The 14,687-nt window shown below is 41.5% G+C and carries 17 protein-coding genes; 14 read left to right on the top strand and 3 right to left on the bottom strand.

Annotated elements, in window-relative coordinates:
* Positions 1 to 42: 42 nt before the first annotated feature.
* The 4 genes from ACFPZG_RS09225 (at position 43) to ACFPZG_RS09210 (ending at position 4,268) form a co-directional block, all read left to right on the top strand.
* Entirely contained in the window at positions 43 to 1,158 is a 1,116-nt protein-coding gene (locus tag ACFPZG_RS09225) for an NAD(P)/FAD-dependent oxidoreductase (protein WP_317940069.1), read from the top strand.
* Between the two features lie 53 nt (positions 1,159 to 1,211).
* The gene (locus ACFPZG_RS09220) at positions 1,212 to 2,309 is read left to right on the top strand and encodes a PfkB family carbohydrate kinase (protein ID WP_317940068.1); all 1,098 of its coding nucleotides are present in this window, start codon (positions 1,212 to 1,214) and stop codon (positions 2,307 to 2,309) included.
* Complete coding sequence (locus tag ACFPZG_RS09215; RefSeq protein ID WP_283731791.1) at positions 2,306 to 3,217, top strand: pseudouridine-5'-phosphate glycosidase; 912 nt, start codon at positions 2,306 to 2,308, stop codon at positions 3,215 to 3,217. The genes ACFPZG_RS09220 and ACFPZG_RS09215 overlap by 4 nt, the downstream gene beginning before the upstream one ends.
* Before the next feature lie 280 nt (positions 3,218 to 3,497).
* Positions 3,498 to 4,268, top strand: coding sequence for an exodeoxyribonuclease III (locus tag ACFPZG_RS09210; RefSeq protein ID WP_317940067.1), 771 nt, complete (start codon positions 3,498 to 3,500; stop codon positions 4,266 to 4,268).
* A gap of 81 nt (positions 4,269 to 4,349) precedes the next feature.
* Here ACFPZG_RS09210 and ACFPZG_RS09205 read toward each other — a convergent pair whose 3' ends face one another.
* The 3 genes from ACFPZG_RS09205 to ACFPZG_RS09195 form a co-directional block, all read right to left on the bottom strand.
* The gene (locus ACFPZG_RS09205; protein WP_283731792.1) at positions 4,350 to 4,646 is read right to left on the bottom strand and encodes a KGG domain-containing protein; all 297 of its coding nucleotides are present in this window, start codon (positions 4,644 to 4,646) and stop codon (positions 4,350 to 4,352) included.
* Positions 4,647 to 4,861: 215 nt separating this feature from the next.
* Positions 4,862 to 5,077, bottom strand: a complete 216-nt coding sequence (locus ACFPZG_RS09200) for a hypothetical protein (protein ID WP_283731793.1) — start codon at positions 5,075 to 5,077, stop codon at positions 4,862 to 4,864.
* 103 nt (positions 5,078 to 5,180) lie between these two features.
* Positions 5,181 to 6,083 (bottom strand): aldo/keto reductase, encoded by a 903-nt coding sequence (locus ACFPZG_RS09195; protein WP_283731794.1) that lies wholly within the window; start codon positions 6,081 to 6,083, stop codon positions 5,181 to 5,183.
* A 104-nt stretch (positions 6,084 to 6,187) separates the two neighbouring features.
* On the opposite strand from ACFPZG_RS09195, the gene ACFPZG_RS09190 reads away from it, so the two are divergent.
* The 10 genes from ACFPZG_RS09190 (at position 6,188) to ACFPZG_RS09145 (ending at position 14,650) form a co-directional block, all read left to right on the top strand.
* Positions 6,188 to 6,736, top strand: a complete 549-nt coding sequence (locus ACFPZG_RS09190; RefSeq protein ID WP_283731795.1) for an NUDIX hydrolase — start codon at positions 6,188 to 6,190, stop codon at positions 6,734 to 6,736.
* Between the two features lie 54 nt (positions 6,737 to 6,790).
* On the top strand, positions 6,791 to 7,303 hold the full coding sequence (locus ACFPZG_RS09185; RefSeq protein WP_317940066.1) for a hypothetical protein: 513 nt from the start codon (positions 6,791 to 6,793) through the stop codon (positions 7,301 to 7,303).
* An 86-nt stretch (positions 7,304 to 7,389) separates the two neighbouring features.
* Positions 7,390 to 7,848: a ferric iron uptake transcriptional regulator gene (fur, locus tag ACFPZG_RS09180; protein ID WP_283731797.1), complete on the top strand. Its 459-nt coding sequence runs from the start codon at positions 7,390 to 7,392 to the stop codon at positions 7,846 to 7,848.
* 81 nt (positions 7,849 to 7,929) lie between these two features.
* Entirely contained in the window at positions 7,930 to 8,829 is a 900-nt protein-coding gene (gene xerD, locus ACFPZG_RS09175; RefSeq protein WP_283731798.1) for a site-specific tyrosine recombinase XerD, read from the top strand.
* Between the two features lie 39 nt (positions 8,830 to 8,868).
* Positions 8,869 to 10,062 carry a phosphopentomutase gene (gene deoB / locus ACFPZG_RS09170; RefSeq protein ID WP_283731799.1) on the top strand — a complete coding sequence of 398 codons (1,194 nt, stop codon included), beginning with the start codon at positions 8,869 to 8,871 and terminating at the stop codon, positions 10,060 to 10,062.
* A complete protein-coding gene (locus ACFPZG_RS09165) occupies positions 10,062 to 11,375 on the top strand; it encodes a pyrimidine-nucleoside phosphorylase (protein ID WP_381426816.1) in 1,314 nt (437 codons plus the stop codon). Before deoB ends, ACFPZG_RS09165 begins: the two co-directional genes overlap by 1 nt.
* 245 nt (positions 11,376 to 11,620) lie before the next feature.
* Complete coding sequence (locus ACFPZG_RS09160) at positions 11,621 to 11,971, top strand: anti-sigma factor antagonist (RefSeq protein WP_317940065.1); 351 nt, start codon at positions 11,621 to 11,623, stop codon at positions 11,969 to 11,971.
* The gene (gene spoIIAB / locus ACFPZG_RS09155) at positions 11,961 to 12,407 is read left to right on the top strand and encodes an anti-sigma F factor (RefSeq protein ID WP_283734627.1); all 447 of its coding nucleotides are present in this window, start codon (positions 11,961 to 11,963) and stop codon (positions 12,405 to 12,407) included. Before ACFPZG_RS09160 ends, spoIIAB begins: the two co-directional genes overlap by 11 nt.
* A gap of 3 nt (positions 12,408 to 12,410) precedes the next feature.
* Positions 12,411 to 13,199 (top strand): SigF/SigG family RNA polymerase sporulation sigma factor, encoded by a 789-nt coding sequence (locus ACFPZG_RS09150; RefSeq protein WP_317940064.1) that lies wholly within the window; start codon positions 12,411 to 12,413, stop codon positions 13,197 to 13,199.
* A 2-nt stretch (positions 13,200 to 13,201) separates the two neighbouring features.
* Complete coding sequence (locus tag ACFPZG_RS09145; protein WP_317940063.1) at positions 13,202 to 14,650, top strand: spore germination protein; 1,449 nt, start codon at positions 13,202 to 13,204, stop codon at positions 14,648 to 14,650.
* The last annotated feature ends 37 nt before the right edge of the window (positions 14,651 to 14,687 follow it).

The raw sequence follows: 14,687 nt of genomic DNA, 5'->3' as shown, positions 1-14,687 counted from the left end.
TTAGCTTGTACACTATACCTAAAAAGAGAAAAGGTGTTTAATATGGAACGTTTCATCATAATCGGTGGGGGAATCTTAGGTGCGTCAACTGCTTACTTTTTGGCGAGAACGGGATCGGAAGTAATACTTGTCGATCGAAAGGATAAAGGACAGGCAACAGATGCCGCAGCAGGGATCATTTGCCCTTGGATTTCGCAACGAAGAAATAAAGCCTGGTATGCTTTGGCAAAAGGAGGAGCATCCTATTATCCGGAATTGATAAAACAGTTGGAGGAAGACGGCGAGACTAAAACGGGGTACCGAAGGGTAGGCGCGATTAGTTTACATAGTGAAATGGGTAAGCTTGAGAAGATACAAGAGCGAGCACTAAAAAGAAGGACAGAAGCACCGGAAATCGGAGAAGTCAAACTGTTGAATGAAACATTGACGACAAATCTATTTCCGCCATTATCGGAAGGATTTTCATCAATCTTTGTAGAGGGAGCTGCACGGGTCGATGGGAGAGCATTGAGGGATGCACTTATCAATGCTTCAAGAAAGCATGGAGCATCGGTGAGGTTTGGCTCTGCGAAACTGACTACAGAGGGAAATAAAGTAGATGGCATCATAGTGGATGGGGAATTAATTAAAGCATCTAAAGTGATCATTACTGCTGGAGTGTGGGCTGGTAACCTGTTGGAACCACTTGGGTTAAATGTATCGGTGACTGGACAGAAGGCACAAATCGTTCATTTGCGGTTGCCGATTCAAGATACATCAGAATGGCCAGTCGTCATGCCACCCACCGACCAATATATCGTGCCGTCAGATGACGGGAAAATTATAGTTGGCGCTACACATGAAGATGAGGCCCGTAACATTTTTGAACCTACAGCGGGTGGAATGTATGAAGTTTTAGATAAGGCGATGAAAGTTGTGCCGGGTTTGGCAGAAGCGACATTTGAAGAAGTACGGGTTGGTTTACGGCCGTTTACGCCAGGATTTTTGCCGATAATCGGTGAAGTGCCCGGACATCCCGAGCTACTATTTGCTAATGGTTTAGGTGCATCAGGGTTAACTGTCGGTCCATACCTTGGAAAGCAGTTAGCTAACATGGCCCTTGGGCATACTGTAGACATTGACTTATCTTTATATAGTGTCGATCAAACTTTTTCTTGAAATATATAAAACAAAAGTTTATAATAAAAACAAATGTTTAAAGGGTGATGGAATTGAATGAAAAGGAAAGGGCTGTTCTTGACTTAATTCGAGTCAACCCTTATTTATCGCAACAAGAAATGGCTGATGCCCTTAGCATGTCAAGACCAACGTTAGCAAATCTCATTTCCGGTTTGATTAAACAGGGGAAGATTTCGGGTCGAGCATATATTATCCCAGAAGAAAAGGAAATTATCTGTATTGGCGGTGCAAATATAGATAGGAAATTCCATTTAAATGAAGAAACTAAACTTGGAACTTCCAATCCTGCTTCGATGACTGTTTCTGTCGGAGGAGTAGCTCGAAACATTGCTGAAAACTTAGGTCGCCTACAGCATCATGTCAGACTTTTGACGGTTGCTGGAAATGATAGTGACTGGGATGTAATTTCGAGGGTATCCTCGTCCTATATGGACGTTTCGGATGTAGGCCAATTGATTGGTAAATCAACGGGCTCCTACTCAGCAGTTTTGGATCCGACGGGAGAACTTGTCATCGCTTTAGCGAATATGGAAATCTATGATTCGCTGAATACTGTCTACTTAGAGGAAAAATCGAGGGTCATCTCAAACGCATCTATGATCATCATTGATTTAAACTGTCCAAAAGAATCTGTCGATTATATTAAAAACTTAGCAAGTCAAAAAGGAAACCAACTTGTAATCATTCCCGTTTCTTCACCAAAGATGAATAGGATGCCGAGTGACCTAAAAGGAGTGACATGGTTCATCTGCAATCAGGATGAAGCAGAGACTTATACAGGTCTAACAATCGACAATGAAGCGGACTGGAAGAAAGCTGTCCAGGAATTACTAAAATTTGGTGCTGAAAATGTTGTTGTCACAGCCGGATCGAGAGGAATCATGGCGGCTGCATCTGGGGGGGAACCAATCCGTTTCCCTGCCGTGCAAAATGTGCATGTAGAAGATGTGACCGGGGCAGGGGATGCGTTTGTCTCAGGATTGCTTCATGGACATTTAGTGGAAGGTTCTTTGGAAGACAATATCCGTATGGGATTAATGAATGCGGCAAAAACACTAGAGAGCCCCTTTACAGTAAGACCAGAATTGAACAGAGAACTTCTTAAAAAAGAATTGGAGGAATTATCATGAAACAATATCTAGAGTATTCAAACGAAGTACAAGAGGCGTTTGCTGCAGGAAAACCGGTAGTTGCATTAGAATCTACAATCATCTCACACGGTATGCCTTATCCGCAAAACGTGCAAACTGCACGCGAAGTAGAGCAAATCATCCGCGACAACGGTGCAGTTCCTGCAACAATTGCCCTTATTGACGGGAAGATCAAAATCGGTCTTTCAGATGATGAACTTGAAATGTTCGGTAATAGTCAAGGAGTTGCAAAAGCATCAAGACGTGACCTTGCGTATCTACTTGCAACAAAACAACTTGGAGCGACAACAGTTGCGACTACAATGATTGCTGCAGCTCTTGCGGACATTAAAATTTTCGTAACTGGCGGAATCGGCGGCGTCCACCGTGGAGCTGAGACGACAATGGATATTTCTGCTGACTTGGAAGAGCTTGCGCAAACAGATGTTGCTGTCATTTGTGCCGGTGCGAAATCAATCCTTGATCTCGGATTGACACTCGAATATTTGGAAACGAATGGTGTACCAGTCGTTGGTTACGGCACGGATGTCCTTCCGGCATTCTTTACGCGTGAAAGTGATTTCAAACTTAACATCCGCGTGGACAACCCAGAGACAGTTGCTGACATTCTTCGTGTGAAATGGGACCTTGGCTTAAAAGGCGGCGCAGTTATCGCTAATCCAATTCCAGTAGCAGATGCTATGGAAAAGTCGTTCATCGACGGTATCATTAATACGGCGCTTAAAGAAGCAGAAGAGCAAAACATTGCAGGAAAAGACGTTACACCATTCATGTTAGGTAAAGTGAAAGATCTTACAGAAGGCCGTAGCCTTGAAGCGAATATCGCTTTAGTTAAAAATAACGCTGTGGTTGGTGCGAAAATCGCAGTTGCATTTAACGCAAAATAATAGAACTTGTAAAGAAGCTGTCCAGGAAATAGTCTGGACAGCATTTTTTTGTGTAGCATTTGGTAAATGAGAACTTTTTAATGGAGAACGAGAAATTCAGGAGTGGTAATGAGAACTTTCCAATGAGGAACGAGAACTCTGGATACGTAAACGAGAACTTTTCATCGAAGAACGAGAATTCCAATGCGTCCAAAGCAAATCATCTTACCGCTATTATTCTTTCAGGACACTCTCTTTTTTAGTACAATGAAATGTAGTGTTTAATGAAGGAGTTTTTATCATGAAATTGATCTCGTGGAATGTTAATGGATTAAGAGCCTGTGTCAAGAAAGGCTTTCTCGATTATTTCGGAGAACAGGACGCAGACATTTTCTGCATTCAAGAAACAAAATTGCAAAGCGGACAAATCGAGCTCGAGCTGGAGGGGTACCACCAGTATTGGAACTATGCATTGAAAAAAGGCTATTCAGGTACGGCAGTTTTCACAAAAGAAAAGCCACTAAGCGTCAAATATGGAGTAGGCGATTTGGATACAGAAGATGAAGGACGAATTCTAACATTGGAATTCCCACAGTTCTACTTAGTAAATGTCTACGCACCAAACGCACAAAGGGATTTGGCCCGGCTTCCTTTCAGAATGGACTGGGAAGCAAGAATGAGAGACTACTTAATTCAGCTGAATCAAGTAAAACCAGTCATTTTCTGTGGAGATTTAAATGTTGCTCATCAAAACATCGATATCCGTAATTTTAAAACGAATGTTGGGAACTCCGGCTTTACCGATGAAGAAAGAGGGGAAATGACTGCATTATTAAATGCGGGCTTCATCGACACGTTCCGTCATTTAAATCCAGAAGTTGAACATGCCTATACTTGGTGGTCCTATATGAGAAATGTAAGGGAGAGAAACATCGGTTGGCGCATTGATTATTTCATCGTTTCCGAGCGTTTAAATCACTTATTGAAAACTGCTGATATCCACCCACATATAATGGGAAGCGATCATTGCCCGATTGTATTGGAATTAGACGTTACTGGAATAACTGCATGAGCTATACAAAAAAACATCCGGAAGAGGTAATGCTAAACTCTTCCGGCTGTTTAGGCCTGTAAACTATTTGTGTTTTGCTATTTAACGGCCGTTATTATTGTTTTCATTTTGTTGAGCACGGGCTTCTCCGCCTTTACGTCCGATTTCTTCATAGAAATCTCTGTCATGATTTCGAGCGGTAGCTTCTCCACCTTTACGCCCGATCTCTTCGTAGAAACCCCTATCATGGTTTTCGGCTGTGGCCTCTCCACCCTTACGCCCAATCTCTTCATAGAAATCCCTGTTATGATTCTTTGCAGTAGCTTCTCCGCCTTTACGTCCAGCTTCCTCTAACGACATTTTTCCACGATTGTTATTATTATTGTTGTTTTTAGCCATTGTAATATCTCTCCTTTTAGTTTGATATTTTTGTAGTGGCCTACAGTCCATATATAGCCGAAGTTGAAAAGAATAAACGGTTTTTAGGTGGACTTAACCCTTTTGAAATATTGGTAATGATTACGAGATAAAAGGTTTGAATTTATGATGTTTGTATACTATTCGGAGTTTCTACGTAAAAAAAGAGACCTGAATGAGGTCTCTTTTTTGCTGAATTATTTGCTGTCATCCGTATCCGTGTCCGTATCAGAACCATCATCCACGTCAAGATCGACATTTGTATCTGTGCCATCTTCTACATCGGCAGGTGGATTATTGATATCTACGTCCGTATCGTCTTCGCCATCTGCACATGCTGCGAGTAATCCTACGGATAGGAATGTTGCAGCTCCAAGTTTTAACCATTTCTTGTCTTCAGTTAGTAATTTCATTGAAATCTCCTCCAAGGTGTAATCTTTAATTGTTGCCTACTTGTTAGATACCCTTGAAATAGTTTCCTAATCATTACAGATTTATTTCGATAATGTTACAGACTTACGGTCGGTGCTGCACGTATTGATGTGATTCGGTCAATTGCGTGATGGAGTCCACCTCAGATTGCTCCACCAACTTTTCATAAGCGAGAATCGAATCAAGGAGTTGATCCGTTGAGCTGGCCCCAATTAACGCGGAAGCAACAACATCTTCGTTTAAGTTGAATGAAAGAGCGGACGCATGCACATCATTCGTGGATTCATGTACTTTCCGAACAGTCTTCTTTAAATCTTCTGGACCATATTCAGCAAAGCTGTTCATTTTTTCCGCCCTTGCTACACCTTCATCCGTTAATAATCCCTTTGCCAATGTCCCTCTTGTGATTACGGATGCTCCCGCTTCGTGAATCATGGGAAACCATTCCTCAGGCCGGCGATCCAACAGACTGTATTGCATCATGACGGATACGGCGGAGCTGCTTGTTAAAAAACGTTTGATGACATTCGGTCGAATCGAAGAAATTCCGTATTGCCGGATGAGTCCTTCCTTTTTCAAGTCCTCGAATGCTTCAATCGTTTCAGTCACATTATCCTCCATTGTTCCACCGTGCAATTGATACAGGTCGATATAGTCCGTTTTAAGGCGTTTTAAGCTCATTTTTACAGCCTCTTTTATATATTTCTTCGATGCATCCCAGCGCCAGCCTTCCTCGTTAGGAAGCATTCGGTTGCCGACCTTTGTCGCAAGGATGATTTCATCACGTCGGCCTTTTAACGCTTCTCCGACCAAAGCCTCATTTTTGCCACCAGCATATAAATCCGCAGTATCAAAGAAATTGATGCCCGCGTGCAGCGCCGCGTCTACGATGTTTTTCACTTCATCCAAGTCGTCAGGGAACGACATACACCCGAGTCCAAGTTCCGATGCATATAAACCACTCTTACCAATCTCTCTTTTTTTCATCAGAGCACCTCCACAATTGTTTTCATCCACTTCACTTCACTGTACAATGTAGAGGTTAATAGGGAAAGAATTGTTGCTTGGGAAGAGAAAAGGAGTGTGTCAAAATGAATAATCGTTTTGAGGAAAAAACTATTTCATCCGATGTATTGTTCGAAGGGAAAATTATATCGCTACGTGTTGAAGAAGTCGAATTACCCGACGGCAAGCAAGCGAAAAGGGAACTTGTTGGTCATCCGGGGGCTGTTGCCATCATTCCAATTACAGAAGATGGGAAACTTGTTCTCGTTGAGCAATACAGAAAGGCATTGAACCGTTCCATCATCGAAATCCCCGCTGGCAAGATCGAACCCGGTGAAGATATTGAAGTGACTGCCCTCCGTGAATTGGAGGAAGAGACGGGGTACGGGGCTAATCATTTCAACTATATTCAGTCATTTGCCACGTCACCTGGTTTTGCAAACGAAATTATTCATATTTTCGTTGCGAAAGGATTATATAAAATAGAAAAGCCGGCAATGGGGGATGAGGATGAATTCATTAATATAATAGAATGTACACTCGAAGAAGCCGAGCAAATGGTGATAGATGAAAGGATTTATGATGCCAAAACAGCTTTTGGGATCCTTTACGCAAAAATACTTTTAAATAAATGAGCTATTTAGGAACGGACAAGCATACGTTATAGAAACGATGCGGAGGTGAAACCTATGGTCCGTTCCTTATCATTTATCCATCTATTTATCGTACTAGCCGTCGGTTATATCGGCGGGGCATTGTTGTTTAGAGAAATTCCAGTCGTTGCATCCGAAAACTGGATCGGGTTTTTCGATCCAAGAGTTATCTCGTCCAGTGAAGGAAGTTTTATAAGACCTTTATTGACATTAATTATATTTTTCGTTGTTGCATTTCTTCTTTCGATGAATAGTAAAACAAGACATGCCATTCTTTTTGTCGGTGCAGTAAAGTGCGTTTTATTTGGATTATCATCTTCATATCTTCTCTCTTCAGGGATGAAATTATGGGCATATACAATTTGGTGGTTCCCGTTCCAACTAGTGTCTAGCTATCTTTATTTGGTTTACTGCAATGTTTTAAGTCCCCCATTTTTCAATCGGATTTCAAGGAAAGGACGGAACTTACAAGCGGTTCCTTTCTTAGCTGGCCTATGTTTATTGATCTTTTTAATAGAAATGACCATTTTTCATTTTCTTATCAAATAACTCATTTAATAGTTTCATATTCCCTTTCTGTTGTCACACTGAAGGCCCATTTGATATAATGGATTTAGTGTTGAGGGGGGCGTCATATGGAGAGCCGGATTGAACGGATCAAAAAGCAATTGCACGGGGCCAGCTATAAGTTGACGCCTCAGCGGGAAGCTACGGTCTTGGTCCTTCTTGAAAACGAAGAAGATCATTTAAGTGCTGAAGATGTTTTTTTACTTGTTAAAGAGAAGGCACCAGAAATTGGCTTGGCCACTGTCTACCGGACATTGGAACTGCTGACAGAATTGAAAATTGTTGACAAGATTAATTTTGGTGACGGTGTCTCCCGATATGATTTACGACAAGAAGGAGCATCACGATTTCACCATCATCTTATTTGTATTGAATGTGGTAAAGTTGCTGAAATACAAGAAGATCTATTGGGCGATGTGGAGAAAATTGTCGAAAGCCGATATGGTTTTACTGTTAAGGACCACTGGTTGACATTCCATGGTGTTTGTCAAAGTTGTAAGTCTTCAGGCAATGAGAGTAAAAAGTGAAAGAGGGATGGCGAGATGCTGTCCCTTTTTGTCATTTAAGTGTAAGGGAGGGAATGGCTTGAACGATTTTGCCTGCTTAATATGAAAGATGGAAAATTTGCGTTGGAAGATTATATGCACTTTCTAAAGGTAGAAAGGCAACTTTCCAAAAACACAATTTCGTCCTATAAACGGGATCTTGTTGAATATATTGATGCAATGGAAAAGATTGGTATGGAATCGATTGACAAAATAGATCGTTCTTCCATTTTACGACATTTGCATAAATTGAAAGAAGAAGGGAAATCTTCTCGGACGATAGCTCGTCATATATCTTCGGTGAGGTCTTTTCATCAATTCCTATTACGTGAAAAAGTGACGACACAAGATCCGACCGTTCACCTTGAAATGCCTAAGCTTGAGCAAAAATTACCATCTGTACTTTCAGTTGCAGAAGTGGACAAGCTAATATCAATGCCGGAGAGCAGTAAATTTCAAGGGAAACGAGATGTCGCCCTTATGGAATTGCTTTATGGTACTGGAATGCGGGTCAGTGAACTAATAGGTCTTGATGTCGAGGATGTCCATTTGTCAATGGGATTCGTCCGCGTATTTGGCAAGGGTGGTAAGGAAAGGATTATACCACTTGGCGGCGGTGCATTAAGAGCATGTTCTACATATTTAAAGGAAGCGCGTCCTGAATTCATTGCAAAAACAAAAGGGACAAATGCCTTTTTTGTTAATATGAGGGGGACCCGCTTGACAAGGCAAGGTTGTTGGAAAATATTAAAAGGGTATGCTGTTAAAGCGGGTATACAAAAAGAACTGACGCCGCATATTTTACGTCATTCTTTTGCGACTCATCTTATTGAAAATGGTGCTGACATCCGTGCAGTACAGGAAATGCTTGGCCATGCGGATATTTCAACAACACAGATTTATACACATGTAAGTAAGGCAAGGCTTAAGGATGTTTATGTAAAGTTCCATCCAAGAGCTTGAAGACTCAAAGATACAGTGACACAAACTGGAGGAATCGATATGGAAAAACAACAATTTAAACGTATTCATTTAATAGTTCTTGACTCGGTAGGGATCGGAGAAGCCCCGGATGCCGAACTTTTCGGTGATGTGGGTGCGGATACACTTGGACATATTGGAGAAAGAATGGGCGGCTTGAAGATGCCGAACATGGGAAAATTGGGTTTATCGAATATAAAGGAAATTGAAGGAATCGATGTCGAACCAAATCCAATCGGGCTTTATGGAAAAATGCAAGAAGCCTCAGTCGGTAAAGATACAATGACAGGACACTGGGAAATGATGGGGCTTAATATCGATAAACCATTTAAAGTGTATCCGAACGGATTCCCTCGGGAACTGATTGAAGAGTTGGAGCAAAGGACGGGTAGGAAGGTTATTGGCAATAAACCAGCAAGTGGAACCGGAATCATCCAGGAGCTTGGTGAAGAACATATGAAAACAGGTGCAATAATTGTCTATACATCAGCCGATCCCGTTCTTCAAATTGCTGCCCACGAAGGAATCATACCAATCGAAGAGCAATATCGTATTTGTGAAATAGCCCGCGAGATTACGTTAAAACCTGAATTTCTTGTTGGAAGGGTAATCGCAAGACCGTTTGTCGGCGAACCTGGAAATTTCATACGTACAACAAACCGTCATGACTATGCATTAAAGCCTTTCGATCGAACCGTCATGAATGAACTGAAAGATGTGGGTCAATCTGTTATTGCAGTCGGTAAAATTTCCGACATTTTCAATGAAGAAGGTGTTACGGAAGCGGTACGAACGGTAAGTAATATGGATGGCGTTGATAAATTGCTTGACGTCATGAAATCGGATTTTAATGGGCTAAGCTTTACAAATCTTGTTGATTTCGATGCCTTATATGGCCACCGCAGAGATCCAATCGGTTACGGAAATGCATTACAAGATTTTGATGCTCGTATTCCAGAAATCATGAAGGCTCTTAAAGATGACGACTTGCTAATCATAACGGCGGATCACGGGAATGACCCTGTGCATAGCGGAACTGATCATACGAGGGAGTATGTTCCACTTATTATTTACTCACCGTTGTTTAAACAGGGTGGCGAATTGCCTTTACGGAATACATTCTCGGATGTTGGTGCAACAATTGCCGATAACTTTGGCGTGAAGCTACCTCAGTTTGGAGAAAGCTTTTTAAGTTTATTAACGGAAAAGGTGTGATGACTGTGTTCAGAATGGTTGACATTATCGAGAAAAAAAGGGACGGGGAAACACTTACGAAAGATGAGATAACATTTTTCATCGATGGATATACAAATGGATCCATTCCGGATTATCAAGCAAGTGCATTTTTAATGGCAGTATACTTTAAAGGAATGACAGCCGAGGAGCAAGGGCACTTGACGTTGGCGATGGTTGAATCAGGCGATCAAATCGATTTATCTGCCATTGAAGGTGTCAAAGTGGATAAGCACTCCACAGGTGGAGTAGGGGATACGACAACTCTTATTTTAGTACCGTTAGTGGCGGCATGTGGTGTACCTGTAGCCAAAATGAGCGGAAGAGGATTAGGACATACTGGCGGTACACTTGATAAGCTTGAATCTATAGAAGGTTTTCATATTGAACTTACGGAAGAGCAATTCGTCAAACAGGTGAATGATCTTAAGCTTGCCGTAATCGGGCAAAGCGGCAATCTGACTCCTGCGGATAAAAAACTGTATTCATTGCGTGATGTCACTGCTACAGTAAACAGCATCCCGCTAATTGCAAGTTCAATTATGAGTAAAAAAATTGCTGCAGGTGCAGATGCCATTGTTTTGGATGTCAAAACAGGTGATGGCGCATTTATGAAAACGCAAGAAGACGCTGAAGCTTTGGCTCACTCGATGGTATCAATCGGACATCAGGTTGGTCGCGATACGATGGCGGTTATTTCCGATATGAGCCAGCCTTTAGGGTTTGCAATCGGAAACGCACTTGAAATCAAAGAGGCGATTGATACACTAAAAGGGCAGGGACCAGAAGATTTAACCGAACTCTGTTTTGTCTTAGGCAGTAAGATGATTGTGGCTGGCAAAAAAGCTGATTCGCTTGAAGAGGCTCGGAAAATGTTGGAGGCCGTCATTGCGGACGGCTCGGCTTTGGAGTTATTCGGCAAGTTAATCGAAGCGCAAGGCGGAGACGCTCGCATTATTCATGACACATCGTTATTGCCAACTGCAAAATACGAAATCGAAGTTCCGGCGCTTGTTACCGGTACCATTTCAAAAATGGAAGCAGATGAAATCGGTGTAGCTGCAATGCTACTTGGAGCAGGAAGAGCGACCAAAGAAGACGAAATCGATTTGGCTGTAGGCATTATTTTGGAGAAAAAAATAGGGGATACTGTTACAGCGGGCGAGCCGTTAGCTATTATTCATTCAAATAATGAAAATGTAGCAAAATCCATCGAATTGATCCAAAAACATATTCATGTTTCAGATAACATACAAGAAAAACCTGAGTTAATTAAGAAAATGATTACTGAATGAAATAAACCATTCCTTGAACAGCAAAAATGTTCGAGGAATGGTTTTTTTATTTGGTATCCGTTTCAAAAGATTCTATAAGAATTTATTTCCTTTCATGTGTAAACCGTCCTTAAAATGGATAGGCTTTTAAGGTAGAACGCAATGTCGAAAGATAGGAGATTTAAGAATTGTATGACTACTTCTGTCGAGCAAAAGGGTTTTCCACTTCCCGTGTTGAATAGTTCCGCATAAAGGAGGGATTCAGCATGGCTGAAATTAAACAAATTGATGGCATTATGGTAGTAACGTTGGCAGGGGAGTTGGACAATCTTGAAGCAAACAAGATTCGTTCCACTATATCTTCCTCTATCTTCACGGGGAAAATACGGGGAATCGTTTGGGATTTAAGCCGGCTTGGATTCATGGATAGCGCGGGGATTGGCCTTATTTTAGGAAGAATGCGCGATCTTGCACCATTCAATGGGGAAACCATCATCGTAAATCCGTCTCCTACGATGGAAAAGATTTTTAACTTTTCAGGTTTGGGTTCCAATATCAGGCATGGCTCAATCGACAGTGTAATTGGTGAAATCGGAGGGGTCTTATATGAGAAATGAAATGACATTATCTTTCGTTGCGATTGAAGAGAATGAAGCGTTGGCGAGAATGGCGATGACTTGTTTCATCACACCACTCGATCCGACACTTGAAGAAATTTCAGAGTTCAAAACGATTGTCTCGGAAGCCGTCACTAACGCAATTATCCATGGATATAATTGTGATGGTAAAAGTTTGGTTACGATTCATGCCGTGATTGACGACAACAAGGTTATGATGACCGTCGAGGACAATGGCGAAGGTATTTTTGATGTGGAACAAGCTATGGAGCCCATGTTTACAACAAAGCCATTAATGGAAAGATCCGGAATGGGATTCACGATTATGGAAAGTTTTTCAGACAGTCTTTCCGTAGAATCTACGCTTGGTAATGGGACGGTAGTTCGATTTGAGAAAACGTTTTCTCCGGTCACGGAAGTAAGCAGAATGAGGTGACCGATGGATACATCTGTTGAAAGACAAGATGCTCTTTTGTCCCAGGAAAAAATGAGAGTTCTTATCCAGCAATCCCAGGAGGGGGATAAGGACGCAAGGCGCATGATGGTTGAAGGGAATACAAGATTAGTTTGGTCCATCGTGCAACGTTTTTCAACGCGAGGAGCGGATCTTGAAGATCTGTTTCAAATCGGATGCATTGGACTTATGAAATCGATAGACAAATTTGATTTGTCCTATGACGTGAAATTCTCCACTTATGCTGTGCCCATGATTGTAGGAGAAATCCAACGATTCTTAAGGGATGACGGCATGGTGAAAGTAAGTAGATCGATTCGCGAATTAAGTTTTAAAATCCGCCATGCAACTGATAATTATATTAAAAACCATGGTAAATCGCCGTCCGTCTCTGAAATTGCAGAGGCATTGGAAGTGTCTGTAGATGAAGTGATTTTAGCTTCAGACGCATTAAGAGATCCTGCTTCTCTTCATGAGCAACTATATGAAAACGAAGGAGATAGTTTGACATTGATGGATCAACTTCGGGACGATCGTTCTGAAAGATTCTTCGATCATATACCTCTAAGAGATGTAGTTTCAAAACTTAATAAACGTGATCAGACAATCATCTATATGAGGTATTACCTTGACTACACACAAAGTGATATTGCCGAAAGAATCGGCATTTCCCAAGTACAGGTTTCCCGATTAGAAAAAAAGATACTTGCCCAATTAAAGACATGGATGAGCTCACAACAAGATGAAAGTGACAATAAAGTGAGGGCGGACTAAGCATGGCGAAGTTATTCACATCTTTGAAAGAAGCAGAAAAATGGTTTGAAAGTAAATTTGGCAAGAATGAAACATTTGATGCAACCGCAAAAACAGTCCATCTTTGGGAAATGCCAGTTATGATGTTTTATATTAACGGACTTATGGATGGACAGCTTTTGACAATTCTATTAGCTGAAATGCAAGAAGGGTTCGACAAAAAAGAGGGCCATAAAGATGACCCTGAATGGTTTTTAAATTATTTCCCTTACTACGCATTGGAAGATGTGGATGAACGGGATACATTACTTACATCTATATTAAGTGGTTTAGTCGGTTTTATTTTACCGAATGGCTATGCTTTCCTTGCCGATTTACGAAGCTCACCGGGAAGAAATCCTGAGGAACCCGACACCGAAAAGGTTATAAGAGGTTCAAGGGACGGTTTTACTGAAAACATTATCGTTAATACCGCGCTTGTAAGAAGAAGATTAAAGACAGAAGATCTTCGTTTTGAAATGCATTCAACGACAGTAAATGGAAAAACGGATGTGGCAATCACATATATGAAAGGTGCTGCCAGTGAGGAGCATCTTTCACTTATTCGCAAAAGACTTGACGAGATCAAACACGATGGCCTGACGATGACTGATAAGTCTTTGGAGGAGTTTCTTTTCAAACAGAGATTTCATCCAATGCCTTTTGTTCGTTTTACGGAAAGGCCAGACATTACTGCAGCCTACCTCTTGGAAGGACATATTGCTGTAATTGTCGATACATCTCCTTCTGTAATTTTAGTTCCTATAACCTTATTTGATCATTTACAGCATGCCGAGGAATATCGTCAATCCCCATTTACAGGTACCTTTGTTAGGTGGATAAGATTGTTCGGTGCGCTAATTAGTATGGTTCTTCTTCCGTTTTGGTATTTGGTTGCAACCCATCAGCAATATTTGCCAGTTATGCTGAATTATATCGGACCAAATGATCCAGGGTCTGTACCGTTGATCGTCCAACTACTTATGGCGGATATCGGTATCGAGGTACTACGAATGGCGGCCATTCATACACCGAATCCGATGTCGACCGCAATGGGACTCGTTGCAGCAATCGTTATTGGTCAGGTAGCTATTGATGTAGGATTGTTCACCGGAGAGGTAATTTTATACGTGGCTGTAAGTGCGATATTTACGTTTGCAATCCCTTCATTTGAATTAAGTTTAACGACGAAGGTGTTTAGGGTTTTCATACTTGTTTTAACCGGTATTTTGGGAGCACCAGGGTTCTTTTTGGGGATTGTGCTTCTTGTCTACTACTTAGCATCCCTTAAGCCAATGGGTGTTCCATATCTATGGCCACTCTTACCGTTCTTTCCAGCCGCGATGCGGCGTGTAATCATTAGATATCCAATGACATTGGATGCACCAAGACCTTTCATAACAGACTCACCTAACAGGGATAGGCTTTCGTAGGGGATTGCTTCCAACCTTCCAGATATGATAAAGTTTT

Source organism: Sporosarcina thermotolerans (assembly GCF_042658975.1).
Lineage (GTDB): Bacteria > Bacillota > Bacilli > Bacillales_A > Planococcaceae > Sporosarcina > Sporosarcina thermotolerans.
The sequence above is the reverse complement of the archived record's forward strand: the minus strand, read 5'-3'. Positions and strand labels throughout refer to the sequence as shown.

What these genes read in the sequence shown, in the direction of transcription:
- ACFPZG_RS09205 (WP_283731792.1), bottom strand. Translation starts at nt 4,646, where the DNA reads ATGGCTAAAAACAACAATAATAATAACAATCGTGGAAAAATGTCGTTA.
- ACFPZG_RS09185 (WP_317940066.1), top strand. Translation starts at nt 6,791, where the DNA reads ATGGTCCGTTCCTTATCATTTATCCATCTATTTATCGTACTAGCCGTC.
- ACFPZG_RS09165 (WP_381426816.1), top strand. Translation starts at nt 10,062, where the DNA reads ATGACTGTGTTCAGAATGGTTGACATTATCGAGAAAAAAAGGGACGGG.
- ACFPZG_RS09160 (WP_317940065.1), top strand. Translation starts at nt 11,621, where the DNA reads ATGGCTGAAATTAAACAAATTGATGGCATTATGGTAGTAACGTTGGCA.
- ACFPZG_RS09150 (WP_317940064.1), top strand. Translation starts at nt 12,411, where the DNA reads ATGGATACATCTGTTGAAAGACAAGATGCTCTTTTGTCCCAGGAAAAA.
- ACFPZG_RS09225 (WP_317940069.1), top strand. Translation starts at nt 43, where the DNA reads ATGGAACGTTTCATCATAATCGGTGGGGGAATCTTAGGTGCGTCAACT.
- ACFPZG_RS09215 (WP_283731791.1), top strand. Translation starts at nt 2,306, where the DNA reads ATGAAACAATATCTAGAGTATTCAAACGAAGTACAAGAGGCGTTTGCT.
- xerD (WP_283731798.1), top strand. Translation starts at nt 7,930, where the DNA reads ATGAAAGATGGAAAATTTGCGTTGGAAGATTATATGCACTTTCTAAAG.
- ACFPZG_RS09200 (WP_283731793.1), bottom strand. Translation starts at nt 5,077, where the DNA reads ATGAAATTACTAACTGAAGACAAGAAATGGTTAAAACTTGGAGCTGCA.
- ACFPZG_RS09145 (WP_317940063.1), top strand. Translation starts at nt 13,202, where the DNA reads ATGGCGAAGTTATTCACATCTTTGAAAGAAGCAGAAAAATGGTTTGAA.
- ACFPZG_RS09210 (WP_317940067.1), top strand. Translation starts at nt 3,498, where the DNA reads ATGAAATTGATCTCGTGGAATGTTAATGGATTAAGAGCCTGTGTCAAG.
- ACFPZG_RS09195 (WP_283731794.1), bottom strand. Translation starts at nt 6,083, where the DNA reads ATGAAAAAAAGAGAGATTGGTAAGAGTGGTTTATATGCATCGGAACTT.
- spoIIAB (WP_283734627.1), top strand. Translation starts at nt 11,961, where the DNA reads ATGAGAAATGAAATGACATTATCTTTCGTTGCGATTGAAGAGAATGAA.
- ACFPZG_RS09190 (WP_283731795.1), top strand. Translation starts at nt 6,188, where the DNA reads ATGAATAATCGTTTTGAGGAAAAAACTATTTCATCCGATGTATTGTTC.
- fur (WP_283731797.1), top strand. Translation starts at nt 7,390, where the DNA reads ATGGAGAGCCGGATTGAACGGATCAAAAAGCAATTGCACGGGGCCAGC.
- deoB (WP_283731799.1), top strand. Translation starts at nt 8,869, where the DNA reads ATGGAAAAACAACAATTTAAACGTATTCATTTAATAGTTCTTGACTCG.